This is a genomic window from Bradyrhizobium sp. UFLA05-125 (assembly GCF_059803515.1).
Genome location: NZ_JBANBJ010000030.1, coordinates 59804 through 84786 on the forward strand (window position 1 = coordinate 59804; position 24983 = coordinate 84786).

Below are 24983 nucleotides of genomic sequence, written 5' to 3' on the forward strand. Positions count from 1 at the left end.
TCACAGAGGCTTTCCGGCGGAGCCGTCCAGGTCGTTGTGCCACGACAATACACGATAAGGTTCGTCGGTGCCCTCGAGAAGCAGAATGACGATTTCGGCCGAGCTGCGCCGACGTGAGGTCGACTCGACCGCGACGCTCAGCCGGTACGCATTGGAGCCGTCCAGTGTGGCGCTGCCGGCGCCGGCAAGTCCGAGCAAGGAGCGCGGATTGACGTTGGGATCGTCCCGGTCGCGCAACATCTGCTGCAATGTCTCCGGCGTCATGCCCGGCAGCGCCGCCAGCACCTGGGGCGCCGCGTCAAGCAAGTTCACGGTCCGCATGTTACTGAACACGGTAACGAAGGGCAGCATGCGCTCGATTACTGCGGACGGGATGCCGCGCACCAGCCAGAGCTCGTCGACGTGCGGAAATGGCGCATGGCGCGGCAGATAGTCCGAGCCGAGCGTTCGATAGTAGGAATTCTCCGGATCGTCACTGCCCGCCTCGGTCGATGCGCGCCAGGCGAGGATGCGGTCGGCATAGCTCGCCGCATCCGTCTCGCTGATGCCAAGCCCGATCATCAATCCGGCGAGCAGCCCTTTCGGCGCGGCATTGAGATCGATGCGCGCGGCTTCGGAACGGAACGTCACGGACACCCGTCCCGCACCGATGCGGGCATTGAACGTGCCGCTGGTCGGGCGCGTCTCGCTTTTTGCCGTCAGCTGATAGGCGGCAAGTTCGACGCCCGCGCTCACCAGCGCGTCGGCCTGGATATGATCAGTGTTGCCGGCCACCGTTACAGTCGTGTTCGTCACATAGGTCAGGTAGATCAGGACGAGTGCCGCCAGCGCGGCCAGCATCCAGAGCACCGCGACGACGATGAAGCCGCCTGTCTGTCCGGCCGCGCTCCCGCGGCGTCGCGCGACGACCTTGAGCATCACAGCTGCTACTCCTGTTTCCCGGCCTGTTCCGGCTTTGCACGCGCGGTGGCGCATGTCGCGGGATTCTTGGCGCGCGCGCATTCGGCGGGTGTCGTGATGTGCGGCATCACAGCCCCCGAAACCGCCAACACCTGTCCCGTCGAACTGTCGCGCACGGTGACTCGGATGCGCTCGGGCAGCTGCGCTTGGTCGCGCCAGGTCGGCTGCCAGACCTGATCCGGCCCCGAATAGGAGAAGGTCACGCGGAACGGCGCGCGCAGCAGCACCACCTGGTCGACGAAGCGTATCTGGCCGTCGGACGGCATCGGTGCGAACGGCGCGCGCTCGCGCACCAACGCAAGCCCGCGCGCATCGGCCTTCTCGATCAGACGCACGATCTCGAGTCCCGGGTGCACGTTGGGACCGAGCGCCGTGCGCACGAAGGTCACCGCCAGCTCGGAAGCCTCGAATAGCGGGGTCCTGCTGTCGGCGTTCATCGGCAGCTGCTCGGCGACCGACAGGTCCGCGACGATGCGATCAAGCCCGGTGGCAACGCGCTCGGCCCGCTGCACGCGCGCGATGCCGCGATTCCAGTTCGGCAGCCACTGTGCGGTAACCGTCGCCAGAGCCGCGAGGATGACGGTCATCAACAGAGTCGCCAGCAGCACTTCGAGCAGCGTAAAGCCCGCCTCCTCGGCCAATGCGCGGCGCAGCGCCCTCATTGCGCGGCCCTCGGCACCAGCTTCACGGTCGTGATTTGGAACGCGCTGCCGTCGGCACGCTGGAGTCGGAGATTGACCGATAATGGCACGAAGCGGTCGGTCGCGGGATCGCCGCCTGGCACGTTCATCGGCGTGACGTCCATGCGCCAACGGCTGCCCGCGAGCTCGCCGCTTTGCCGCCCCGGCTTGAGCAGCGCGCGCGGCGGCAATTGCGCCAGCAACGTCTCCGCCGCTCCGGCCAGCGCCAGGCGCTGATCGATCGAGCGGGTCCCCTGCACCGTCGTGGCGATGACTGTCCCGATCGTACCTAGCACGGCCACAATGATCGCAAGCGCCACCAGCGCCTCGATCAAAGTGAAGCCGGCCTCGCCTCTAGAGCAGCTTCTGCGCGACAATTTCGACGCCTCCGGTCAGCCAGTTGACGCGCACCTCATAGCCCACGCCCGGCCGTGCCAGCGCGATCACGCCGCCGCACGACATACCCGACGGGAAGAAATCGATCGTTCGCCCGGCGGCACGGTCGGCGCAGCGTGCCGCCAGCATTGCCTGTACGGTCACGTCGTTCGGCAGGCGGAGGACCCGCCCCGTGACGCCAGAGCGGATCGCGCGAGCCTCGGCATCCACCTGCGTCGTAACCCTGACCTGACGACGCAGCGCCGTGCTGCGATCGGCCTTCAGCAGCGCCGCGGTCGCGACCGCATAGCTCTCCAGCCTTGCGCGCGTCGTCGTGCGCGGGATCGCCGGCAGGATGATCGCAGCGAGCAAGCCGATGATGGCGAGCACGCACAGGATCTCGATCAGCGCGAAGCCGCGCGCATCGAACGCGGTCTCAGCGCCCGCCGCTGGCAATATCGGCTGCCGTTCCACTGCCGCCTTCCTGACCGTCCGATCCGAGCGAGATGATGTCATAGGGCGCGCGCTCGCCGGGCGCGCGGTAGACATAGCCGTGTCCCCAGGGATCGTTTGGCACGACGCCGCCACGCAGATACGGCCCGTTCCAGCCCGGTACATTGTTGCTGCGCGCCAGTGCGGCCAGCCCTTCGTTGGTGGAGGGATAACGGCCCAGGTCGAGATAATAGAGATCCAGCGCGCTCGAAAAACTCTCAATCTGGATCTTGGCCGCCTTCGCCTTGGACTCGCCGAGATAATTCAGAACCCGCGGGCCGACCAGCGCCATGATGAGGCCAATGATGGTGATGACGACAAGGATCTCGACCAGCGTGAAGCCGGCCTCCCCTCGTCGCGCGCGCCGCCCGCGCTTTGCGAGTGCGACTGAATTTCTAGTCACTTCAACCCCCTCCGTAGCCAGGCTACTGTTTGTGCAGTCTCTTCGGAAAGCCGCTTCGCACTCTTCCGGATCATGCTCTAGCCGACAATTTGACTGACCGACATCAACGCCGTCATGACAGACACAATCAGGCCGCCGACCACAACCGAAATCACGATGATTGCGGCAGGGCCTGCGATGCCGACGGCGCGGTCGAGCGTGCGCTGCAGCTTGGCCTCGAAGAAATCGGCGACGCGGCCAGACAGCATCGGCAACTGCCCGGTCTCGTCGCCGAGCCTGAGCATGCGCACCGCCATTGCCGGCAGCGCGTCGGTCTCGGCCAGCGCATCGGATAGTTTCGTGCCGTGGCGGACGCGGTCGGCGGCCTCGCTCCACACCGTCGAGGGGCCAGCGGTCGCCATCATGTCGATGAGAATACGTAGCGTGGTCGTCAGATTGACCCCGCTGCCGAGCAGCACGCCGAGGTTCCGGCAGAACAGCGCGGTGCGATACGAGCTCACGATGCCCCGGATTGCCGGTAGGCGCGTGATCGCGTTCGAAATGCCGCGACGGATGCGTTCCTGCCGCAACACCAGCCACAGGATCGCGATCGTCGCGGCAAGCCCCGCCAGCACCGCATCCGAATTGTCGTGCAGGAAAGTCGACAGGTTCAGGAACACCAGTAGCATCGGGTCGACCTTGGCGCCGAAGTCCTGCAACACGCTCGCGAATTGCGGCAGTACGAACGTCAGGAAGAACAAGAGAACGCAAGCGGCCGCGCCCAGCACGAAGACCGGATAGCGCATGGCATCGCTGAGCTTGCGCTTCAGCGCCTCGGTTCGCGTCCGCTCGTTGGCCAGCACCTCGAGCACTTGGTCGAGCGACCCCGATGCTTCGCCCACCCGAACGAGCGCTACATACATCGGTGGGAACAACGTGCCGTGCCGCAGCAGCGCCTCGGCAAAGCTCTCGCCGGCGAGCACGCGCGAACGGATGTCGGCGACCACGGGCCGCAGCCGTCCGAGATCGCGGTCGGCTGCCAGCAGCTCCAAACCGTCATTGATGCGGGCGCCCGCGCGAAGCAGCAGCGCAAGGTCAGCGGTGAAGATCGTGACGTCCGCGAGCTTGGGCTTGTTGAAGACGCTGAAGGCGCTGCGGGCCGAACCGCCGTCCTCCAGCGCGACGTTGTCGACCAGCACGAGGCCGAGCCGTTCGATCCGCTGCGCGACGTCGCCGGGTGCGGGTGCGGCGATGGCGCCGGAGACCAGCTCGCCATTGGCATTGAGCGCGCGGTAGCGATAGTTCGGCATCGGATCAGCGGACCGTCGTGACGCGGAAGACCTCGGGCACGGTCGTCAGCCCGGCGCGGCATTTTGCGACCGCATCCTCCAACATCGTCGTCATACCGCCCTGCATCGCCGCAGCGTCGATGGAGTGAGAATCGGTCTGCGGCCCGATCAGTCGGCGAATATCGTCTGACATTTCCAGGATCTCGAACACGCCGTTGCGGCCGCGATAGCCGGTGCCGCCGCAGCGTTCGCAGCCACCGGCCTCGTGCACGACCTCGCCCGCCCTGAAGCCGATCACGGCAAAGCGCGGATCCTTGGCAAGATCTGTCTCGGTCAGCGCGTGCGGCACCTTGCAGCGGTCGCACAACACGCGCACGAGACGTTGCGCCACCACCGCACGCAGCGTCGACTTCAGCAGAAACCCTTCGATGCCGAGATCGATGAGGCGCGGCACGGCGGCAGCCGCAGTCTCGGTGTGCAGCGTCGTCAGCACGAGGTGGCCGGTCAACGAGGCATGGATCGCAATATGCGCGGTCTCCGCGTCGCGGACTTCGCCGACCATGATCACGTCAGGGTCCTGGCGCACGAAGGCACGCATGGCGGAGGCAAAGCTCAGCCCGATCGACGGCTTGACCTGCGACTGGTTGATGCCGGGAATCTCGTATTCAACGGGGTCCTCGATGGTGAGGATCTTGCGCGTCGGCTCGTTCAGGATCGACAGCATGGTGGCAAGCGTCGTGGTCTTGCCGCTGCCGGTTGGCCCGGTGACCACGATCATGCCGTGCGGCATGGCAAGCAGCCGCGTCATCACGCTCTCATCGCGCGCGGCAAGACCGAGCTTGCTCATCTCGAGCAGGCCGCGGTCGCGCGGCAACAGACGGATAACGGCGCTCTCGCCATGTTGCGTCGGCATGGTCGCGACGCGGACGTCGAGTTCGCTGCGTCCGACGCGCACGCGCGCCGCACCATCCTGCGGCAATCGCCGCTCGGCGATATTGAGACCGGCGAGAATTTTCACCCGCGAGATCAACGCCTGGGGCGGGATTCCCTGCGGCGAGGGCAGAGCGCGCAAGAGGCCATCGACGCGCAGGCGTAGCACGAGCCCGGCGCGGAACGGCTCGATATGAATGTCGCTCGCGCGCAATTCCACTGCGCGCTCGAGGAGATCATTGAGCGCGCGGACCACAGGCGCGCCGCTCGCGAGATCGCGCAGGCTCTCGATGTCGTCATCGGATTGCTGCACCACGTCCTTTGAGGCGTCATCCGCACTCGCATCCTCCGCGTCTGCACGCTGGTCGAGAACTGTCGTAATATCTTCATATGAAGCAACTACGATGTCGACCGGTGCGCCGAATACAATTTCGGCGGCGCGAATGGCTGCAGTATCCGACGGGTCGGCAATCGCCAATCGATAGCCATCATTGGGCGCACGAAACGGGAAGATTGTCGATTCACGCAGGAAGCGGCGCGAAAAACCGTTCAAGCACGGCGTCGTCGTCAGAAGCTGCGGAAGGCTCAGCCGAGTCAAACCAAAATAATCGGAGACCTCGTCGGCGAATTCGGCTGCGGAGAGGTCGGTCGCCTCCCACAATTCGCGCAAAGGTCGGTTCAACGCCGAACTGTTCAACGTCTCTGCGCGCGCGCGCGCCTGCGGTGGCAACGAATGTTTTTCGAAAAGATGCTGCCGGAAGCTATCTGCGGATAGGTCTCGCATCGCAGTCACAGCTTACCTTGTTAGGTGAAAGCACCGCACCCGCACGTGACGGAAGGCGTTTGCCCTTGACTTGCTACGTAGCAAAAACATATTCGTGGCGCAAATTGTTGCGCGTCCTGATCATGAAGATCGGATGCGTTTCCAGTCACTCGTGCTGTTGGTAGGCGTCCTTTGTTTAGAGTGGTCCAGCCGCTTTCGCGCCTCCGCTCAGCGTTGCCTGGAACTGTCATCCTTTTGTCATCTGCGTTCCTGTTGACCGCGTGCATCGTCACGGCCGATCAGTCGATCGAACGCAATCCCAGCGATCCGCGCGCCCAGGATATCACTGACAAGATTCGTTCGCTCGATCTCGAACCTCGCCAACCCGCAGACACGGGCGCGAGCGGCATCGCTCAGACCAAATCGTCAAAGCCCGCGATCTATCTCAGCGACGGCTCGACGCCACAAGGCGGGGCGCTTGCCGAGCGCGACGATGGTGGCGGCGGCTACGATCTGAATTTCGAGAACGCGCCGGTCGCAACCGTCGCCAAGGTCATCCTCGGTGATGTCCTCAACGTGGGCTACACGATCGACCCGCGCGTGCAGGGCACCATCACCCTGGCCTCGGTGCGCCCCGTTCCAAAGACCGATGCGCTCTATGTGCTGGAGAATGCGCTGCGGATGTCCGGCGTTGCGCTGGTGCATGATCGCGGCGCGAGCTATCGCCTCATCCCCGCGCCGGAAGCAGGCCCCGGTGGCATCGACCGCTCGGTTTCTGCAGAAGCCGGCCAGGGTATCAGCGTCGTGCCGCTGCGCTACGTCTCGGCGCAGAACATCTTCAAGCTACTCGACGCATTCGGCGTGAAGGCGTCGACCATGCGCCCGGACAATACGCGCAACACGCTGATCGTCACCGGCAGCGGCACGGATCGCGCGGCGGCGATCGACACCATTCTCTCCTTCGATGCCGACTGGATGCGCGGACAATCGGTCGGCATCATCCCGGTGCGCAACTCCTCGCCTGAGCCAGTCATCAGCGAGATGGAGAAGATCATGGATTCGGGCGAAGGCGGCCTGAGCCAGAGCATGATCAAGTTCCAGCCGATGACGCGCCTCAACTCCATCCTCGTGGTCAGCCAGAAGCCGGAATATCTCAAGCGCGCCCAGGTGTGGATCGCGCGGCTAGATCGTTCCGACACCGACGGCGTGAACATGAAGGCCTACCCGCTTCGCTACGGCAACGCGAAGGTCGTGGTCGCGCTGTTGAACGACATGCTTTTCAGCCAAGGCGGGACGAGCAGCTCTTCGCTCGACAATTCGTCGAGCCAGATTTCGCCGGGCTCCGGCGTTTCGATGTCCTCATCGGGTCTTGGCACCAATCCAGTGGCGTCACTGAGCGCGCTTCCGACGGCTGCCGCAGGCGCAGCAACCCCGGTCACCGGGCCTGCGGGCTCCTCGCTGAGCGCCCGTCCCGCACTCGCAGCCAGCGGTGCGCCCGGCCAGGATAACAACTCCGGCTCGCTGCTCGGCTCCGGCTCGAAGCCGGCCGGGAGCGCCGTCCTGCAAAACGTGCGGATAACTGCCGATGTTACCAACAACGCCGTGCTGGTCTATGCCAACCAGGAATCCCAGCGCGTCGTCGAGCAGACCATCCGGCAGATCGACCGGCCGCAACGCCAGATCGCGATCGAGGCGACGATCGCGGAGGTGACGCTGAACAACCAACTGAACTATGGCGTGCAGTTCTTCCTCGCGAGTCAGAAAGGTTCGGTCTCCAACACCATCTCCGGCATCAGCAACAGCGCCACGATCGGCAGCAACATCGAAGGGCAGACCAACGCCGTCAATGCCGCCGCCGGCGCACTGCTCGGGCGCGCGTTGCCCGGCTTCAATTTTCTGATCGGCTCTGAGAACTCGCCGCGCGTTGTGCTCGATGCGCTGCATAACGTCACCGACGTGAAGGTGCTGTCCAATCCGTCGCTGGTGGTTCTGGACAATCAGACGGCAACGTTGCAGGTCGGCGACCAGGTGCCGTTCTCGACGGGCACGGCGACCGTGCTGACCGCGAACAACACGGTGGTCAATACCATCGACTATAAGAACACCGGCATCATCTTGCGCGTGTTGCCGCGCTCCAACGCCAACGGCAACGTGGTACTGGACATCGAGCAGGAGATCTCGAGCGTGGCGGCGGGCAGCACGACGCTCACACCGACAATCTCGCAGCGCCGGGTCAAGAGCTCGATCGCGGTGACGAGCGGCCAGACCGTGCTCCTCGCCGGCCTGATCAGCGAGACCGAAAACAAGCAACGCCAGGGCCTTCCGATCCTCGACTCTATTCCGGGAATGGGCGACGCCTTCTCGCACCAGACCAACGCTCGTGCCCGCACCGAGCTGATCCTGTTCATCCGGCCGACCGTCATCAAGGACGGCGTCGACGCGCATGTCATCGCTGAGGAGATGCGCACCAAGATGAACAGCCGCCTGGTCGGCACCAGCGACCCTGTCGTCGTCGTTCCACCGAAGACGGCACGCTGAAAGACGTGACCGGATCACTTGCGAACGGTCCGCGGGACCTGCGGCTCCTCATCAGCCTGACGCTCTGCGCCGCGGTGATCATAAGCCTCCTCACCGCCCCCGGCGAAGAAGGCCTCTGCGGCGCATATCTCGCCGTCCTGATGCTGGCGATCGCAGCGACCGACGCGCAACGCTACATCATTCCCAACGAGCTGACGGCCGCGGCCTTGGCTCTCGCCTTGCTGCGCGCTGCAGTGCTTCCGTCCGACGCCGGGGCCGGCGCCAGCGCCGTGCTCTGGGCAGGCATTCGTGCCGCTATCGCAGCGCTGCCACTCCTGCTCCTGATGCTGCTCTACCGGCGCTGGCGCGGCCGCGACGGGCTTGGGCTCGGCGACGTCAAGCTCGCCGCCGTCGCCGGCGCCTGGCTCGAACTAACTACGGTGGTCGCGGTAATAGAGCTGGCGGCGTTATCCGCCATCGCAGCCTATGCTGCCAATGCAGCACTGCAGAAGAAGCCGTTGCGCGCAACCGCTTACCTGCCGTTCGGCCTGTTCTTCGCGCCGGCGATCTGGATCGGCTGGATCGGCCAGGGCTTGATTAACCAATTCTGGCTGGCCGATCGGCTGGTGTTCTGGCCCGGCTAGAGCTTGATCCGGAAAAGTGTGGAGCGGTTTTCCGAAAAGATCATGCTCAAACAACAAGCTAAAGAGCGATGACGATTCATCCTAATCTCATCGCGCTTTAGCGCTCGCGGCTGGGTGCCCATTCCAAAGCCCGCAGACGCGCCTCGGCGATTTCTCCGCGCGTCATCTTGGTGGTAACGGCGTCGCGGATCCGGGCCCTCGCGTCGCGCGCCTGTGGCGGTGCGGCAGCGGTCGACAGGTTGAGCCATTTGGACGCTTCGATGATGTTTCGCGGCACGCCGAGCCCGCGATCATAAAGCAGCCCAAGGGAGTATTGTGCGAGGCTGTCACCTTGCTCGGCAGCCCGCCGGTACCACATCGCAGCTTCCGTATAGTTCTGCGGCACGCCACGGCCGGTCTCAAACATGTAGCCGAGATAGGACTGCGCGGCCGCGTTACCGCGCTCGGCCAGCGGAATGAAAGCACGCGAAGCCGTGACATAATTCTGCCGCTTGAAGGCGGCGACCCCTTGACCAAGCGATTGCGCTTTTATCGGAGCAATCGACATTATTAGCAGTGCAGTCGCCGCGAGGCCGCATCTAGTGGCTAGCAACAAGCCAAGTGACCGCGGCCAATGGCCAGCGGGCTTTAGGTTCCGATCGCCTGTACGGACAGTCTCCATTCCACCGTTCCCCTGCATTCAACCACCAAACTAGTCCGGGGCTACGACAGAATCTATAGCGCGAGCATCAGCTCCGGAGCTGGAAACGTTGAATTTTCAGAACCTGGGACGGCCGGCGATATCGGCGAGCTTTTTCAATGGATTCGAGAAACCGTGGTCTGCATTGAGCTGACTTGCTGGATCCTGCTTCAGCTTTATTGTGGGTCCGAGATCATCCTCTTGGAGCGTTTTCATATGCCCTTCCCACATGCCTCACAGGCCCTGTCGCGCTTTACCGTGCTCGACCTGACCCGTGTCCGGTCCGGGCCCACTTGCGTGCGACAGCTCGCAGACTGGGGCGCCAACGTCATCAAGATCGACGCCCTCACTGAGGATGCCGGCGGCGAGCAGCCCGGTGGACCGAGGCATGGGGCGGACTTCCAGAATTTGCACCGCAACAAGCGGGCGATGACGCTCAATCTAAAGGACCCGAGGGGACTCGAGGTATTCAAGCGCCTCGCCGCCCAGGCCGACGTCGTGGTCGAAAATTTCCGTCCCGACGTGAAGAAGAAGCTCGGCATCGACTATGAGAGCCTGCGCGCGATCAACCCCCGCCTGGTCTATGGCAGCATCTCTGGCTTCGGCCAGGACGGCCCCTACCACAAGCGGCCGGGCTTCGATCAGATCGCGCAGGGCATGGGCGGGTTGATGTCGATCACGGGGGCCCCGGGCGGCGGTCCGATGCGGGTGGGTATTCCCGTCGCCGATCTCACCGCCGGGCTGTTCTGCGCCATCGGCATTCTCACCGCGCTGCTCGAGCGCGACGTCTCCGGCGAGGGCCAGTGGGTGCAGACCTCGCTGTTGCAGGCGCAGATCTTCATGCTCGATTTCCAGGCCGCACGCTGGCTGATGGAGAAGGAAGTCGCCAAGCAGGCCGGCAACAATCATCCGACCAGCATTCCGACGGGCGTATTCAGGACCTCCGACGGCTACATCAATATAGCCACCACCGGCGGGCGGATCTGGGAACGCTGCGCGCAGGCGATCGGCGCGCCTGAACTCGTCGCCAATCCGGACTACGCGACGGCGCCCGCGCGCTCAAAGAATCGCGATACGCTCAACGCCGAGATCGAGAAGCGTACGATGGCCAAGTCGACCGAAACCTGGGTCAGAGAGCTCAACGAGGCCGGCGTTCCCTGCGGGCCGATCTATTCGATCGACCAGATGTTCGAAGATGCACAGGTCAGCCATCTCGGCATCGCGCAGGACGTGCCGAACGCGGAGAACCGTCATATCCGCCTGGTCGGCCAGCCCGTCACGCTGTCGCGCACGCCCAGCACGATGGTGGCGCGCCCGCCGGAAGTCGGCGAGCAGACAAGCGAGGTGCTCGCCGAATTCGGCTTCGATGCCGCCGAGATCACCAGGCTCAAGGACGCGAAGGTGATTTAGGTTTTCCTCAGCCGGCACCTAGCCTGAGGCGGGGGTCGGCTGAGGCGTCCGTCGGATGCGGTTGAACAGTGAATCGATCAGCGGCCAGAACAGCAGCAGGATCGCCAGCGTCGTGATCGAGCCGACCAGCCCGTTCGACCAGAACACCCTGAGGTCGCCTCCGGCGCCGATCATCGACAGGCGGAAGGCGTCCTCGGCGCGGTTGCCGAGCACGAGCGCCAGCGTGAAGGGCGCCAGGGGAATACCGATCTTCTTGAAGACGTAGCCGACGACGCCAAAGCCCAGCATCAGCCAGATGTCGAACATCGCATTCTGGATGGCGTAGGCGCCAATCGCGCAGGATACCACGATCATCGGCGCGACCGCAGCGAAGGGCACGCGCAAAATCGAAGCAAAGATCGGCACTGTGGTCAGCACCAGCACGAGGCCGACGACATTGCCAAGATACATCGAGGCGATCAGGCCCCAGACGAAATCCTTGTGCTCAACGAACAACAACGGCCCCGGATTGAGGCCCCACACCATCAACCCGCCAAGCAGGATGGCCGCCGTTCCTGAACCGGGAATGCCGAGCGCGAGCATCGGCAGCAGCGCCGAGGTGCCGGAGGCGTGCGCGGCCGTTTCCGGCGCGAACACGCCCTCGATGCGCCCCTTGCCAAAGCTTCGGGGGTCCTTGGCGAAGCGCTTGGCAAGGTTGTAGCCCATGAAGGAAGCCGCGATCGCGCCGCCCGGCGTGATGCCGAGCCAGCAGCCGATGAAGGAGGAGCGAAGCAGCGTCACCCAGTATTTCGGCAGGTCCTTCCACACCGACAGCACGACGCGCAGTGAGATGCTCGCGGCGTGCCCGCGCAGCGCCAGCCGTTCTTCCATGGTCAGCAGGATCTCGCTGATGCCAAACAGCCCGATGACGGCGACGAGGAAGTTGATGCCGCGCAGCAGCTCGGCGGAGCCGAACGTCATCCGCAATTGGCCGGAGACCGTGTCCATGCCGATACCGGCGAGCAAAAGGCCGAGCGACATCGAGATGACGGTCTTGTGCTTGGCCTCGCGGCCGAGACCGACGAAGGAGCAGAAGGTCAGGAGGTAGACCGCGAAGAACTCAGGCGGGCCGAATTTGAGCGCGAAGGACGAGATCAGCGGTGCGAGAAAGGTGATCAGCAGCACCGCGACCAGCGAGCCGATGAAGGATGAGGTGAAGGCCGCGGTGAGTGCCTCGGCCGCCCTCCCCTGCTGCGCCATCGGGTAGCCGTCGAAGGTGGTCGCAACCGACCAGGCTTCGCCGGGGATATTGAACAGGATCGAGGTAATGGCGCCGCCGAACAGCGCGCCCCAATAGATGCAAGACAGCATCACGATGGCTGAGGTCGGATCCATCGTGAAGGTCAGCGGCAGCAGGATGGCGACGCCGTTGGGGCCGCCAAGGCCCGGCAGCACGCCGACGAAGATGCCGAGCACGAGCCCGACCATCATCAGGACCAGCGTTTTCCAGGTGAGCAGGACGGCAAAGCCGTGGACGAGGAGACTGAACGCTTCCATCGTTGGCCCGCCCTAGAAACCGAAGGCCGCTTCGAGCGGTCCCTTCGGCATGATGACGTCGAAGGCGATGTCGAAGGTGACGAACATGATCGCCGAGAACACAAGAGCGGTGAGCAGCGACTTCCACAACGCGATCTTGCCGATCAACCGCATGAAGCCCGCGATCAGAAGGAAGCTCGCTACGTAGAGGCCGAGGAATTGCGTCAACAGGCAGAACAGAAGCGTTGGCGCGAACACCGCCAAGACGCGGCGCACCTGCGCGCGGGTGACGAAAGGCTCGATTCGAGCGCGCCGCACACCTAGCGCCGCGACGAGGCCATAGAGGCTTCCGCCGGCGAGGATGACGGACAGATAGAACGGGAAGTAACCAGGCTCGGGCCCGGTCGAATCCCAGGAAATGCCGGTCCGCCAGTTGTCGTAGCCGAGTGTGATCGCGAGTGCGAGCAGAAGCAGCGAGACGACGATCTCGATCGTTCGCGAACTGACGACGCTCGGCGAGTCGTCTTCAGGCGCGGTGGGATCGTCGACCACAATCTCGATATCGGTTTGAGACATCACTCTGCCTGATCAAATTGCGTCGTCATCGGGCTCGCCGAAGCCGGGTCCCGGTGGCGGGGCATGCATCGAAGGTGGTCACTTCGCGACAAAGCCCGCTTCCATCATCAGCGATTTGTTCAGCGCGTCGTCCTCCTCGAGGAATTGCACCATGTCCTTGCCGGTGAGGAAGATCGGCTTGAGCGCCTGCTTCTCCATGTAGTCCTTGTACTCGGGAGTCTGCGTCACCTTCTGGAAGAGGTCGGCGTAGAAAGCCTGCTGCTCCGCCGTGACCTTGCCGGGCAAGAACATCGCGCGCAGCATCAGGTACTGAATGTCCAGCCCCTCCTCCTTGCAGGTCGGGATGTCGTGCCATGACTGCGTCTCCGTGACCTTGGTGGTGTAGGAGATGCGTTCCTTGTCGAATACGCAGAGCGCCCGCACCTGGCCTGCGCGCCAGACTTCGAGATTTTCGCTTGGGTTGTTGACGTTGGATTCGGTGTGGTTGCCGACGAGCTGGGTCGCGGCCTCGCCGCCCGATTTGTAGGGCAGATAGGAGAATTTCGCGCTGGTCTTCTGCTCGAGGAAGACGGTCAGCACGTGGTCCTCGCGCTTGGAACCGGTACCACCCATCTTGAACGGGGAGCTTGCGGCCTTCGCCGCCTCGATGAACTCCTTCACCGATTTCGGTCCCGCAGCATTGTCCCACAGCACGAACTGGTCGAGCGCGATCACCGAGACCGGCGTCAGCTCGCGCCAGTTGAACGGGATCTTGGCAGACAGCGGCAGCATGTAGATCAGCGAATAGGCAATCAGCACCTTGTTCGGATCGCCCTCGCTGGACTTCATGTACATCAGCGCTTCGGCACCGGAGGCGCCACCCTTGAGCGACACCACCATCGGCTGCTTCATCAGATTGTTCTTCTGGATCGCGGCCTGCATCATCCGCGCCATCTGGTCGGAGGCGCCGCCCGCGCCGGCTGCGACCACGATCTCGACCGGCTTGGTCGGCTCCCAGCCGGCGAAGGCCGGCGCACTCAACAACAGGGCCGCCGCAGCTCCGACGGCCTTCACTGGAAATCGCACGAGTTTCGTCCCCTGTTTCTTTTTGGCTTTGTAATGCCGGGAATTATCGGCGCATTGTGCGGAGGAATGCTGACGAGTTCAAGCAGGCGGGCATTCAGCCGCATATGACTTTCGGCTGAGGAAGGCGCGAGGGGGCGCCCTACTTGCCCTTCCAGTTCGGCGTGCGCTTGTTGAGGAAGGCATCCATGCCTTCACGAAAATCTTCGCTCATATAGGCCTTGAGGATCAGGTCCTCGCCCTCCTCGCGCGACAGCGTGCGGCGGATGCGGCGCACCGCCTCCTTGGTCGCCTCCAGCGTGAGCGGCGCGTGGCTTGCGACGAGCCTGGCAGTCTCGTCGGCGCGGCGCTGAAGCGTCTCGACGTCAGGCACGACCTCGTTGAGCAGGCCGAGCGCCAGGGCCTCCGGTGCCTCGACGAGGCGCGCCTTGAAGATCAGGTCCTTGGTGCGGGCCGGTCCCACCAGCGAGACGACGCGGCTGATGTTCGACATCGACAGGCAGTTGCCGAGCGTGCGCGCAATCGGAAAGCCGATGCGCGTGGATTCCGTGCCGATGCGGATATCGCAGCAGGCCGCAATGCCGGCACCGCCACCGGTGCAGGCCCCCGCGATTGCCGCGATAACTGGGACGCGGCACTGTTCGAGCGTGCCGAGCACGCGGTCGATCCGCGCCTCGTAGTCGAGCGCGTCCTGCGCGGTCTTGAAGGCGCGGAACTGCGAGATGTCGGTGCCCGAGGCGAACGCCTTGTCGCCGGCGCCGGTCAGGATCAGCGCCTTGATCGAACGATCTGCATTGATGGCCTGGCAGATCTCCGCCATGCGCTCATACATGGCGAAGGTCAGCGCGTTGCGCGCCTGCGGGCGATTGAAGGTGATGCGCGCAATGCCGTCCGTGACGGAATAGAGCAGGTCTTCAGTCACGGGTGCGTTCATCGCGCGCTCTCTTTCTTCACTTCACTCAAGTTGGTTCAGGCGACTTGAGCCTTGGTCATCGGCACCACGTCGCGTCCCTTGAGGACGTCCATGGCCGCCAGCACGCCGCCGCTCCGATGCGGGACCTGTGCAAGATCCAAGCCCATCTCGACGCCGGACAGCGTGCCCATCAGCATCAGGTCGTTGAAATGGCCGATATGGCCGATCCGGAATACCTTGCCCTTCACCTTGTTCAACCCCGTGCCGAGCGACATGTCGAAGTTCTCGAGCACCACTTTGCGGAAATTGTCGGCGTCATGGCCCTCGGGCATGCGCACGCCCGTGAGCGCCGGCGAATGCGCGTTGGGATCGGCGCACTGCGTCTCCAGACCCCAGACCTTGATCGCCGCGCGCGTCGCGGCGCTGTGGCGCTTGTGGCGGATCCAGACGTTCTCGAGCCCCTCCTCTTCCAGCATCTTGACCGCCTCGCGCAGGCCGAAGAGCAGGTTGGTCGCGGGCGTATACGGGAAGGTGCCGGCCTTGTTGAAGGCGATGACCTCCTGCCAGTCCCAATAGGAGCGCATGCCGGGATTGCTTTTCGCTACGGCCAGCGCCTTTTCGGAGACAGCGTTGAAGCCAAGGCCCGGTGGTAGCATCAGGCCCTTCTGGGAGCCTGCGACCGAGACGTCGACGCCCCAGGCGTCGTGTTCATACTCCATCGAGCCGAGGCCCGAGATGGTATCGACCATCAGCAATGCCGGATGCTTCACGCGGTCGAGGATCTTGCGCACCTCCGAGGGCGGCGTCACGCAGCCGGTCGAGGTCTCGTTATGCACGACGCAGACTGCCTTGATCTTGTGCTGTTTGTCGGCGGACAGGCGCTGTTCGATCTCGGCCAGATCGGCGCCATGGCGCCAGTCGCCCGGGATGAAGTCGACGTCGAGCTTGAATTTGTCGGCGATGCCGCGCCACAGCACGGCGAACTGGCCGGTCTCGCACATCAAAACCTTGTCGCCGGGCGAGAGCACATTGACCATCGCCGCTTCCCAGGCGCCGGTTCCCGACGAGGGATAGATGATCACGGGCTGCTTGGTGCGAAAAACCCGCTGCATCGCGGCCAGGACGGCAAAACCGATCTCGGCGAACTCCGGGCCCCGGTGGTCCAGCGTCGGCATATCCATCGCCCGCAACACCCGGTCGGGCACGTTGGTCGGTCCTGGAATTTGAAGAAAATGCCTTCCAGTGTGCACGGTCATGGGCGTCCTTCCCGGTCTTTAGAGTCTGCCTTGGAGGTCCTCGGCGAGCCGCTCGCATATCACTATTCGCCCGGCTTGTCCCCCGCCTGCGGAGGCCCGTCAATGCGCAAGAAGCAGGGCTCGCCTTGCCAAGCCGGCGGACCCTAGGCAAGACGTCCCGGTGAAGACAGCGAGAGCGGACCCATGACGGCTGAGGCGGCCGAAAAAACCAGAAAATCGGCCCAAAACGGTGGCCTGGCCGCGCGCCTGGCCCGCGAAATCACGGGCGATGTCCTGTTCGATGCCTTCAGCCGCGGCCGCTACGCGACGGATGCGTCCTTCTACCAGATCATGCCCTTGGGCGTTGTTGTGCCACGCAGCATGGACGAGGCGCTGCGGGCGCTGGCCATTGCCCGCAACGAGGGCCTGAAGGTCACCCCACGCGGCGGCGGCACCTCGCAATGCGGCCAGACCATCAATGACGGCCTCGTTGTCGACGTGTCGAAACACCTGAACCGGATCCTCTCGCTCGACGTCGAGAACCGCACTTGCGTGGTCGAGCCCGGTATCGTGCTCGACGATCTCAACCGCCAGCTCAAAAAGCACGGCCTGTGGTTCCCGGTCGACGTCTCGACGGCGTCACGTGCCACCATTGGCGGCATGGCCGGTAACAATTCCTGCGGTGGCCGCTCGCTACGCTACGGCACGATGCGCGACAACACGCTGTCGATGGAAGCCGCGCTTGCAGATGGCACGATAGCTGACTTCGGCGAGGTCCCGCGCGACCTCAGCGGCGTGAGGGCCGGCGACGATGCGCTGGCGCTGTTCCGCGATATGCTCGATCTCGGCGCGCGGGAGGCCGACGAGATCGCGGACAGGTTTCCCAAGGTGCAGCGCCGCGTCGGCGGCTACAACCTCGATGCGCTCACGCCGCGCAACGCGCCGAACAACATGGCGCATCTGCTCGTCGGTTCCGAAGGCACCCTCGCCTTCACCACCAAGGTCGAGCTGAAACTGTGGCCGGTGATCCGCAACAAGGCGCTCGGCGTCTGCCATTTCGGCAGCTTCTACGAGGCGATGGACGCCGCCCAGCATCTGGTCAAGCTCAAGCCGATCGCGGTCGAGCTCGTCGACCGCACCATGATCGCGCTCGGTCGCGACATCGCGATGTTTCGCCCCATCATCGGGGCCGCCATCAAGGGCGATCCCGATGCGGTACTGGTGGTGGAGTTCGCCGAAGAGGACCAGGCGACCAATCTGCAGCGCCTGAAGCAGCTCACCGAGCTGATGGGCGATCTCGGATTCGGCTGGACGAACGACAAACGCAAATGGGGCGGCGTGATTGATATCACCGAGCCTGCTTTGCAGAGCGGCATCGCCGATTTCCGCGCCGCCGGCCTCAACGTCATGATGTCGATGAAGCAGGAGGGCAAGCCGGTCTCCTTCGTCGAGGACTGTGCCGTGCCGCTGCCGCACCTCGCCGACTACACCGCGCGGCTGAACGAGGTTTTTGCCAGGCACGGCACCAGCGGCACGATGTACGCGCACGCCTCCGAAGGCTGCCTGCACGTGCGCCCCGTCCTGAACCTGAAGCTGGAGAAGGACGTCAAGGCGATGCGCGCCATCGCGGAAGAAGCCTTCGCCATGGTGCGCGAGTACAAGGGCTCGCATTCCGGTGAGCATGGCGACGGCATCGTGCGCTCGGAATTTCACGCGAGCATGTTCGGCGAGCGTCTCGTCGCGGATTTCAAGGAGGTGAAACAGCGGTTCGATCCCGACAACGTCCTCAATCCCGGCAAGATCGTCGATGCACCGAAGATGGACGACCGCTCGCTGTTCCGCTACCGGCCGGACTATCGCGTCACTGAATTGAAAACAAAGCTCGACTGGTCCGCTTACCCCGGCGCGGGCGGCGGTTTTCAGGGCGCGGTCGAGATGTGCAACAACAATGGCGCCTGCCGGAAGCTCGAGGGCGGCGTGATGTGCCCGTCCTATCGTGCAACGCACAACGAGAAGGACGTCACCCGCGGCCGCGCCAACACGCTGCGGCAGGCGATTTCCGGCCAGCTCGGCCCTGATGCGCTTTCCTCCGACGAGATGATGGAGACGCTGAAACTCTGCGTCTCCTGCAAGGCCTGCCGCCATGAATGCCCGACCGGCGTCGACATGGCCAAGATGAAGATCGAGGTGCTGGCAGCGCGCGTCGCTTCTCACGGTTTGACGCTGCGCGATAGGTTGGTCGGCTATTTGCCGCGCTATGCGGGTATCGCCTCGCGCTTCGCGCCGCTTGCGAACCTGCGCAACCGCAGCGCTTTGCTGCGAAAGTTGCTCGAGCGCTTTGCCGGCATCAGCGCGCGCCGCGCCTTGCCCGCCTTCCGCAGCGATGTGTTTGCGCCGCCCGCGGAGGCGATCGGACCTGTGGATGGCCGCGAGGTCGTGCTGTTCACCGACACGTTCAATCGGATCTACGAACGCGAAAATCTGGACGCAGCGCTGCGAGTGCTCGTCGCAGGCGGCTATCGCGTGCATCTGCCAAAGCCCGTCAGCGGCGCCCGGCCGCTCTGCTGCGGCCGGACGTTCCTGTCCGCGGGTCTCGTCGAGGAAGCGAAGGCCGAGCTCGACCGTCTGGTTGCGAGCTTCACCCCGTTTGCCGCGCGGGGCGTGTCGATCGTCGGCCTCGAGCCGAGCTGCCTCTTGACGCTGCGCGACGAGCTGTTGTCGCTGCGCAAGGACGATGACGCCAAGGCGGTCGGCGCCCACGCCCTCACCTTCGAGGAGTTTCTGGTGCGCGAGGCGGAAGCCGGTCGCCTGCAACTGCCGCTCGGCGCGATCGCCGAGAAGGCACTCGTACACGGCCATTGCCACCAAAAATCCTTTGGCGCCTTCAAGCCGGTCGAGCAGGTCCTGCGCCTCGTTCCCGGCCTGAAGGTCGAGACCATCGAGTCGAGCTGCTGCGGCATGGCTGGCGCCTTCGGCTACGGCGCGGACACCTACGATGCCTCGATCGAGATGGCCGAGTTGTCGCTGCTGCCGGCCGTGCGCGGTGCGGACCAGGCGACGCTGGTGGTCGCCGACGGCACCTCATGCCGGCATCAGATCCACGACGGCAGTGCGCGCGACGCCCTGCATGTCGCGCGCGTGCTCGCCATGAGCCTCGATCGCGCCAAGGCCCATCCAACGACCTCATCACACAAGGACATTCCAAATGGCTGAACTCACCCTCGACACCGCCCGCAAGATCCTCGATGCCGCCTTCGCGAAGGCAACCGAGCTGAAGCTGAAGCCGCTCGTCGTCACCATCCTGGATGCGCGCGGCGTCCTCAAGCTCGCGGCTGCCCAGGACGGCACCAGCCTGATGCGCGCGGAGATCGCCCACGGCAAGGCCTATGGCGCGCTCGCGATGGGGATGGGCTCGCGCGCCCTGTACCAGCGCGCCCAGGAGCAGGCCTATTTCATCGACGCCGTGAACACCATCGCCAAGGGGGCGCTGGTGCCGGTGCCCGGCGGCGTGCTGATCCAGGACGGCACCACCCTGCTCGGTGCCGTCGGCGTCTCCGGCGACACCTCGGACAATGACGAAGCTTGCGCCGTCGCCGGCATCTCGGCCGCAGGATTGAAGGCGAACGCGGGCTGATGATCGTAGGGTGGGTTAGCGCAGCGTAACCCACCACTGTTTGTCTCCGCTGAAGCGAAGGAGGTGGGTTACGCTTCGCTAACCTACGCATTTCTGCGACGGCACAATAAAAACTCGAAAAACAACCCCATGCAAAGTAGCCGATGGCGTCAGCGCACTCTGCTGATTTTACGAAATCGATTGACACGTCGGGCAAATCAGGAGCAAAACCTCATCATCGACTGACGCGTATTGCTTCCCTCATCGTCCGGTCCAGGACGGCTTGCGCTTTTCGCTGAACGCTTTGAGACCTTCCTTGGCATCCTCGGTCATCGCGAGGAGCGCGATCTGGCTCTCGGTATAGGCGATGCTCTCGTCGAACGACATCGAGGCGATGGCGCGCATGGCGTACTTGCCGCGGCGGATCGCGGTCGGCGACTTGTCGACGATACGGCCGATCAACCAGTCGACCTTGGCGTCGAGCTCGGCCGCAGGCACCACGTGGTTGAGCAGCCCCGCCGCTTGCGCTGCCCTGGCATCGAACGGTTCGCCCGTCAGCGCCCATTCGTTGACGAGCCGCGGCGGCGCGATGTTCTGCAACAGGCTCAACACCTGCATCGGAAACACGCCGACCTTCACCTCGGGCAGGCCGAAAATGACGTGATCGGCGGCGATCGCCATGTCGGTCATGCACAACAGGCCCATGCCGCCGGCCATGCAGACGCCACCGACGCGCGCGATCGCAGGTTTCGTCGCATCCTGCGACAGGCGCAACAGATCGGCGTAGTCGACGTTGGGTCTGGAAAAATCCATCGCGAAGGCGGCGCCGGAATTCTGCAAGTCGGCGCCGGCACAAAAAGCCTTGTCGCCCGCGCCCGTCAGCACGATGACGCGGACATCCTTGTCGTCATGCGCATCGCGATAGCCCCTGGCGATGCCGGCGATCACGGCGCCATTGAGCGCATTGCGCTTCTCCGGCCGGTTGATGGTGATCCAGAACGCCTGCCCGCGCTTCTCGGTGATGACGCTTGTGTTGTCGGTCATGGCACGCTCGCTTGTTGGCTTCCGCTTGCAAGCCATTTGCGGCAGGTCGGACGACGGGCGCAAGCGCAATCTACGACATCGCGCCGCTTTAGCACCTCGACACAACTTTGCGCCGCGATGGAGGCAGGAGCGCGCGCCTCAGGCGGTGACGGCCTTCTTCAACCAGACCTTGTTGTCATGGAACGGCGCGCCACCGATCGGCGCGATCGTGTCCGCACCGGTCAGCACGTTGATGCCGCGGCCGCCGATGTGATTTTTGTTCGGATGGACGGATTCCGCGATCAGCACGCCGCGCTGCACGCCGTCGAACAGCGTGGCTATCAGCGTCGTCTGGCCGCGGGTGTTGCCGAGCGTTACGGCATCGCCCTCGACGATGTCGAGCGATGCCGCATCCAGGGGATGGACCATCACGCTCGGCTTGCCTTCGCGAGCCTGCGAGGACGGCGTCTCGTTGAAGGTCGTGTTGAGGAAGCTGCGCGCGGGGCTCGTCGCAAGCCGGAACGGATGGTCCCGGTCGGCCTCTTCGATCACGGCCCAATGATCCGGCAGCGATGGCATCTTGTCGAAATCGCCCATCATCAGGCCGAATGGCGGATGCGCCCAGTCGGCCTTGAAGTGGAACTTCTTGTCGGCGTGCCCAAAACCGTCAAGAAAGTGCGAGGTACGGAAATCCGGCTGGAGATCGCGCCAGATATCCGCCTCGAGCGCCTCGACATCGCCGTGGCCGCTCAGCTTCAACGTCGCGTCGATCAGTTCGCGCGACGACATCTCGAAACCCCGATGGTTGGCGCCGAGCCGCGGCGCCAATGCCTGCAGCACCTCGTGGTTGGAGCGGCACTCACCGGGCGGGTCGATCAGCTTAGGGCCCACCGAGATATGCTGATGGCCGCCGCCGTAATAGAGGTCGTCGTGCTCCATGAACATGGTCGCCGGCAGCACGATATCGGCCATCTGCGCCGTCTCGGTCATGAACTGCTCATGCACCGCCACGAACAGATCCTCGCGCGCAAAGCCCTGGCGCACCAGCACCTGCTCAGGCGCGACCGTCACCGGGTTGGTGTTCTGGATCAGCATTGCCTTGACCGGACCCTTGCCCTGCAATGCCTCGGCATCACCGGTCAGGATGCGGCCGATCTGGGACTGGTCGAGCGCGCGCGTATCGCGATCGATCGCGTCATGGCCTTCGATGATGGATTCGTCGAAGTGCCACAGCGCGTAATTGTTGAAGAAGGCACCGCCCCCTTCATATTGCCAGGCGCCGGTCACCGCGGGAATGCAGGCCGCGGCATGCATCTGGGCCGCGCCGTTGCGGCTGCGGCTGAAGCCATAGCCAAGGCGGAAGAAGGTCCGCTTGGTCTCGCCAACCGCCTTCGCAAAGGCCTCGATCTCGGCGACCGGAACGCCGCAGATCGCGGATGCCCATTGCGGCGTGCGCGTCTTCAGATGCGCTTCGAGCTCACCGGGACAATCGGTGTACTTGTCCATATAGGCGCGGTCGGCATAGCCATCGCGGAACAGGACATGCATGACGCCGCAGGCGAACGCGCCATCGGTGCCGGGACGCAGGATGATCTTGATGTCAGCCTGCTTCATGGTGTCGTTGTTGTAGATGTCGACCGCGGCGATCTTCGCACCGCGCTCCTTGCGGGCGCGGGAGGCATGCGTCATCACGTTGACCTGCGTGTTGACCGGGTTGGTGCCCCAGATCACGACGAGGTCGGAGACACCCATCTCGCGCGGATCGACGCCCGCGATCTTGCCGGCGCCCACCGCGAAGCCGACGCGCGCGACGTTGGCGCAGATCGTCGAATAGAAGCGGGAATATTTCTTCACATGCGTGAGGCGGTTGAGGCCGTCGCGCATCACCAGTCCCATCGTGCCGGCGTAGTAATACGGCCAGACCGCCTCGGCGCCGAACTCGCGCTCGACCGCATTGAAGCGATGCCCGATCTCGTCCAGCGCCTCGTCCCAGGAGATCCGCGCAAACTGGCCCGATCCCTTCGGCCCCGTACGGCGCATCGGATACATCACCCGCTCGGGGTGATGGATGCGCTCGGCATAGCGCGCAACCTTGGCGCAGACGACGCCCGCCGTATAGGTCTGCTGTTTCGAGCCGCGGACGCGACCGATGCTCCGGCCTTCGATGACTTCGACGTCGAGCGCGCAGGCCGACGGGCAGTCATGGGGACAGGTGGAGTGACGGATCGCGATCTTGGCGTGCTGGTTCATGGGCAACTTCGTAACACCAAAGCACCGGCCAGCCGAGCGCATTTATCCGGGAATGCCCATGCAAATTGCTGGGGCCGACGCGGCCTGTTCCCGGCCCGGCCACGCGGGAAACCGCGCGATATTCCCGTATCGCTCGACTTTGTGAGGCGTCGACAGCGGGCTTGGCCGGTCGCTACAGTGCACGCCAACAAGAACGACATCAGGGAGGCGGGCATGACAGGCCCAAGATTCGTGCTAGCATTGGCTACCGGCCTGCTGACCCTATTCTCTGCGCCCCGCGGCTTCGCGCAGGACTATCCCACGCATGCGGTCCGGATCATCGTCCCCTTCGGCGCCGGAGGACCCGCGGATGTTGCAGCGCGGCTTATCGGAAACGTGCTGCAGGAAAATTTTGGCCAGCCCTTCGTGATCGAGAACCGCACCGGCGCCGGCGGCGTCATCGGCACACTGGAGGCCGCGAAGTCGCCGGCCGACGGCTACACGCTTCTGATGATGTCCAACACCCAGACCGCTAACGAATCGCTGCTGACGCCTGCGCAGCGCAAATACGATCTGATGCGCGACCTCGCACCGATCGCGCCGGTGAACTATTCCGATCTGGTCATCGTGGTTCATCCGAGCGTAGAGGCGAAGTCGCTCCCAGAGTTCATCGCGCTTGCCAAGTCGCAGCCGGGCAAGCTGAACTATGCGTCATCGGGACAGGGCACGCCCTATCACATGGCGGGCGAGCTGTTCAAAGCCATGGCCGGCATCGACGTCGTGCACGTCCCCTATCGCAACAGTGGCGAGGCGCGCAGCGGTGTGATCGGCGGACAGGTGCAGATGATGATCGACGCGGTCCCGGCGATGGCTCCCAACGTCACGGAGAACCAGGTGCGTGCGCTCGCGACCACCGGCAAGGAGCGCTCCGCAGTGCTGCCGAACGTTCCCACCGCAGGCGAAGCCGGCGTACCCGGCTATGAAGCAACCATCTGGCTCGGCCTGATGGCGCCGGCGGGGACGCCGAAACCGGTCATCGACAAGCTCAACGCCGCCGTGACGGCACTGGTGAAGCGGCCCGACATCGTCAAGCTATGGACCGAACAAGGCGCCGTGCCGATGGTGATGGCGCCGGATGAGTTCGAAAAATTCCTGCGCGGCGACATCGTGAAATGGGCTGATGTCGTCAAGAAGTTCGACAAGTCCTGAGGTCGTCGAGCAATGCCAACCATTCGATTTCGCCTGAACGGCTCCGACACCGCGATCGACGCCAATTCCGATCAGACACTGCTCGCGGCGCTGCGCGGCAAGCTTGGCCTCATGGGCAGCAGCCATTTCGGCTGCGGCACCAATGAATGCGGGGCGTGCTACGTGATGGTCGATGGCCACGCGCTCGCCTCCTGCGACATGCCGCTGTGGTCGGTCGCCGGCAAGGAGGTCACGACCGTGGAAGGCCTCGGCACGCCGGAGCATCCGCACCCGCTGCAGCGCGCCTTCATCGCCGAGCAGGCGATGCAATGCGGCTATTGCGTACCGGGCATTTTGATCAGCGCAGCGGCACTGCTGCAACGCAAGACGTCACCGACCGAAACGGAGGTCAGGGAAGCGCTCGATCGCAACCTCTGCCGCTGCGGCTCGCAGAACCGCATGGTGCGGGCGGTGCTGCGCGCAGCATCGGAAATGACCCCGCCATGAG

22 protein-coding genes are annotated in these 24983 nt (G+C 64.2%); 7 read left to right on the forward strand and 15 right to left on the reverse strand.

Annotated elements, in window-relative coordinates:
* The 7 genes from SO156_RS24520 to SO156_RS24550 all read right to left on the reverse strand — a co-directional run bounded on the left by SO156_RS24520 (position 1) and on the right by SO156_RS24550 (position 5892).
* Positions 1–918, reverse strand: coding sequence for a type II secretion system minor pseudopilin (locus SO156_RS24520; RefSeq protein WP_498536525.1), 918 nt, complete (start codon positions 916–918; stop codon positions 1–3).
* A gap of 8 nt (positions 919–926) precedes the next feature.
* Positions 927–1622 (reverse strand): hypothetical protein, encoded by a 696-nt coding sequence (locus SO156_RS24525; protein ID WP_498536526.1) that lies wholly within the window; start codon positions 1620–1622, stop codon positions 927–929.
* Positions 1619–2017, reverse strand: coding sequence for a type IV pilus modification PilV family protein (locus SO156_RS24530; RefSeq protein WP_498536527.1), 399 nt, complete (start codon positions 2015–2017; stop codon positions 1619–1621). Before SO156_RS24530 ends, SO156_RS24525 begins: the two co-directional genes overlap by 4 nt.
* Entirely contained in the window at positions 1995–2489 is a 495-nt protein-coding gene (locus SO156_RS24535) for a prepilin-type N-terminal cleavage/methylation domain-containing protein (RefSeq protein ID WP_498536528.1), read from the reverse strand. Before SO156_RS24535 ends, SO156_RS24530 begins: the two co-directional genes overlap by 23 nt.
* Positions 2452–2910: a type II secretion system major pseudopilin GspG gene (gspG, locus tag SO156_RS24540; RefSeq protein WP_498536529.1), complete on the reverse strand. Its 459-nt coding sequence runs from the start codon at positions 2908–2910 to the stop codon at positions 2452–2454. The genes SO156_RS24535 and gspG overlap by 38 nt, the downstream gene beginning before the upstream one ends.
* A 77-nt stretch (positions 2911–2987) precedes the next feature.
* A complete protein-coding gene (locus tag SO156_RS24545; protein ID WP_498536530.1) occupies positions 2988–4199 on the reverse strand; it encodes a type II secretion system F family protein in 1212 nt (403 codons plus the stop codon).
* A gap of 4 nt (positions 4200–4203) precedes the next feature.
* Positions 4204–5892, reverse strand: coding sequence for a GspE/PulE family protein (locus SO156_RS24550; protein ID WP_498536531.1), 1689 nt, complete (start codon positions 5890–5892; stop codon positions 4204–4206).
* 234 nt (positions 5893–6126) lie between these two features.
* Between SO156_RS24550 and gspD the strand changes: the two genes are divergently transcribed.
* On the forward strand, positions 6127–8409 hold the full coding sequence (gene gspD / locus SO156_RS24555) for a type II secretion system secretin GspD (RefSeq protein WP_498536532.1): 2283 nt from the start codon (positions 6127–6129) through the stop codon (positions 8407–8409).
* Between the two features lie 5 nt (positions 8410–8414).
* The gene (locus SO156_RS24560) at positions 8415–9032 is read left to right on the forward strand and encodes a prepilin peptidase (RefSeq protein ID WP_458150683.1); all 618 of its coding nucleotides are present in this window, start codon (positions 8415–8417) and stop codon (positions 9030–9032) included.
* 97 nt (positions 9033–9129) lie between these two features.
* On the opposite strand, the gene SO156_RS24565 is transcribed toward SO156_RS24560, so the two are convergent.
* Positions 9130–9579 carry a tetratricopeptide repeat protein gene (locus SO156_RS24565; protein ID WP_498536533.1) on the reverse strand — a complete coding sequence of 150 codons (450 nt, stop codon included), beginning with the start codon at positions 9577–9579 and terminating at the stop codon, positions 9130–9132.
* A gap of 348 nt (positions 9580–9927) precedes the next feature.
* Here SO156_RS24565 and SO156_RS24570 point away from each other — a divergent pair, with 348 nt between their 5' ends.
* Positions 9928–11121 carry a CaiB/BaiF CoA transferase family protein gene (locus SO156_RS24570; RefSeq protein WP_498536534.1) on the forward strand — a complete coding sequence of 398 codons (1194 nt, stop codon included), beginning with the start codon at positions 9928–9930 and terminating at the stop codon, positions 11119–11121.
* Positions 11122–11139: 18 nt separating this feature from the next.
* On the opposite strand, the gene SO156_RS24575 is transcribed toward SO156_RS24570, so the two are convergent.
* The 5 genes from SO156_RS24575 to SO156_RS24595 form a co-directional block, all read right to left on the reverse strand.
* Positions 11140–12657 carry a tripartite tricarboxylate transporter permease gene (locus tag SO156_RS24575; protein ID WP_498536535.1) on the reverse strand — a complete coding sequence of 506 codons (1518 nt, stop codon included), beginning with the start codon at positions 12655–12657 and terminating at the stop codon, positions 11140–11142.
* Between the two features lie 12 nt (positions 12658–12669).
* Complete coding sequence (locus tag SO156_RS24580) at positions 12670–13212, reverse strand: tripartite tricarboxylate transporter TctB family protein (RefSeq protein WP_498536536.1); 543 nt, start codon at positions 13210–13212, stop codon at positions 12670–12672.
* A gap of 78 nt (positions 13213–13290) precedes the next feature.
* On the reverse strand, positions 13291–14277 hold the full coding sequence (locus tag SO156_RS24585; RefSeq protein ID WP_458150689.1) for a tripartite tricarboxylate transporter substrate binding protein: 987 nt from the start codon (positions 14275–14277) through the stop codon (positions 13291–13293).
* A 139-nt stretch (positions 14278–14416) separates the two neighbouring features.
* Positions 14417–15208, reverse strand: a complete 792-nt coding sequence (locus SO156_RS24590; RefSeq protein WP_458150690.1) for an enoyl-CoA hydratase/isomerase family protein — start codon at positions 15206–15208, stop codon at positions 14417–14419.
* Positions 15209–15243: 35 nt separating this feature from the next.
* A complete protein-coding gene (locus SO156_RS24595) occupies positions 15244–16443 on the reverse strand; it encodes a pyridoxal-phosphate-dependent aminotransferase family protein (protein WP_458150691.1) in 1200 nt (399 codons plus the stop codon).
* A gap of 183 nt (positions 16444–16626) precedes the next feature.
* Here SO156_RS24595 and SO156_RS24600 point away from each other — a divergent pair, with 183 nt between their 5' ends.
* Both SO156_RS24600 and SO156_RS24605 read left to right on the forward strand, forming a co-directional pair.
* Complete coding sequence (locus SO156_RS24600) at positions 16627–19635, forward strand: FAD-binding and (Fe-S)-binding domain-containing protein (protein ID WP_498536537.1); 3009 nt, start codon at positions 16627–16629, stop codon at positions 19633–19635.
* A complete protein-coding gene (locus SO156_RS24605) occupies positions 19628–20056 on the forward strand; it encodes a GlcG/HbpS family heme-binding protein (protein ID WP_498536538.1) in 429 nt (142 codons plus the stop codon). Before SO156_RS24600 ends, SO156_RS24605 begins: the two co-directional genes overlap by 8 nt.
* A gap of 240 nt (positions 20057–20296) precedes the next feature.
* On the opposite strand, the gene SO156_RS24610 is transcribed toward SO156_RS24605, so the two are convergent.
* Together SO156_RS24610 and SO156_RS24615 are read right to left on the reverse strand one after the other, a co-directional pair.
* Entirely contained in the window at positions 20297–21079 is a 783-nt protein-coding gene (locus SO156_RS24610) for an enoyl-CoA hydratase/isomerase family protein (protein WP_498536539.1), read from the reverse strand.
* 138 nt (positions 21080–21217) lie between these two features.
* Positions 21218–23308, reverse strand: a complete 2091-nt coding sequence (locus tag SO156_RS24615) for a molybdopterin-dependent oxidoreductase (protein WP_458150697.1) — start codon at positions 23306–23308, stop codon at positions 21218–21220.
* 213 nt (positions 23309–23521) lie between these two features.
* Between SO156_RS24615 and SO156_RS24620 the strand changes: the two genes are divergently transcribed.
* Positions 23522–24496 (forward strand): tripartite tricarboxylate transporter substrate binding protein, encoded by a 975-nt coding sequence (locus SO156_RS24620; protein WP_498536540.1) that lies wholly within the window; start codon positions 23522–23524, stop codon positions 24494–24496.
* Positions 24497–24508: 12 nt separating this feature from the next.
* On the forward strand, positions 24509–24982 hold the full coding sequence (locus tag SO156_RS24625; protein ID WP_498536541.1) for a (2Fe-2S)-binding protein: 474 nt from the start codon (positions 24509–24511) through the stop codon (positions 24980–24982).
* The last annotated feature ends 1 nt before the right edge of the window (position 24983 follow it).